The organism is Vibrio sp. 03_296 (assembly GCF_002265885.1).
Window position 1 is genome coordinate 1 of record NZ_NPKW01000831.1, and the last position, 1,244, is coordinate 1,244.

At 42.8% G+C, this 1,244-nt stretch carries 1 protein-coding gene and 2 pseudogenes; 1 reads left to right on the forward strand and 2 read right to left on the reverse strand.

What is annotated here, in order from left to right; translation table 11 throughout:
• Positions 1–195: EAL domain-containing protein (locus CIK04_RS28230; protein ID WP_128824736.1), on the forward strand; the 195-nt coding region annotated here is incomplete at its 5' end.
• A 65-nt stretch (positions 196–260) separates the two neighbouring features.
• Here the strand turns inward: CIK04_RS28230 and CIK04_RS28235 are convergent.
• Together CIK04_RS28235 and CIK04_RS28240 are read right to left on the reverse strand one after the other, a co-directional pair.
• Positions 261–590: pseudogene (locus CIK04_RS28235) on the reverse strand (4a-hydroxytetrahydrobiopterin dehydratase).
• A gap of 145 nt (positions 591–735) precedes the next feature.
• A pseudogene (locus tag CIK04_RS28240) lies at positions 736–1,173 on the reverse strand (hypothetical protein).
• Positions 1,174–1,244 lie beyond the last annotated feature (71 nt).

Genomic DNA, 1,244 nt, shown 5'->3' on the forward strand with positions numbered 1-1,244 from the left:
GATCTTTCAGTGGTAGCAGAAGGTGTTGAAACACTTGAACAGTTAAAAATTCTCAAAACATTCCATTGTGATTACATCCAAGGCTACCTCACTGCAAAGCCTATGAATTTGGAAGAGTTAGAGCAATTGTTTGGCACGATTACCCTAAAAAATAGCTTGATAGAGAAAAGTAGTCACACGACTTGTGATTACTGAGAAGGGATACTCTATCAAGCTGGTGAGGGTTGGGACACAAACGTTACCCTCAAATCAACAACCAGTTAACGAATGATCTGATCACATTTCGCGGCGCAGATAAAATCATTCTTGTGTAAGCCTTTAATAGAATGGCTCCACCATGTCACCGTTACTTACCCACTCAAGTAAAATGGAAGGATTCGGTGGAACTCTTGTTCAGCGAGCTCAGCAACCTGATTACTGAACTGTCCAAGCCTGCATAAAGTTTTAATTTATACACTTTTTCAAGTTGAGAATACCTTCTCTTTCCATCAGGTGCCACCTTCCAACTCTAGCAGTAATTCTTGCTGTTGTTGTGTCGTTAACGCTATCGCGTCGATACTACAAGCTTCGCATTTTAACTCATCAAGCATCTACAGTTTCCTTTGGTTCAAACAGCGGTGGAAGCAAGCCCGCACTCATTGCAAACTCGACTTCTTTCATTAAATCAATTTTTGCTCAATTTGAAAAGAGCGTAATTTCATCCAGTACAAAATTACTGGGTTGCATGATACGATTCTATAGGGATGTTCTAAGCACCGTTTGGATATCAAACTTTGCTCGTTCTGGGCGTTCATCTTCCAGCGCATACACGGTTTCACCTGGAGATGAGAGAACACCGCCACCATAAATCCTCAACTCTCCCTCTTCTCTCAATAGACCAAATTCGACCGTAAACCAATAGAGACGAGCGAGGTAGGCTCTTTGCTTAGGTGTCGCCTGCTCGCCTAATTTGCCATAGGTTTCCGTAAAAGCGGCAAATCAGGATTCGTCAACATCGCACAGTGACCAAAGATTTCATGAAAAAATCGGGCTCTTGCAAATAATCAAATTCTTCTCTGGTTCGTAAAAACGTCGCGACTGGAAACTTTTGTTAGCCAACAGAATTAAAAAACGGTCGAAATTGATCAAAGCAGGGACTGGCTCCACACTCCAACCCGTACTCTCTGCAAGCACTTGATTAATTTCCGGCAACTGGGGAACGCGATCGGTTGGGAGATCGAGTAGCGCTAATCCATCGATATAGG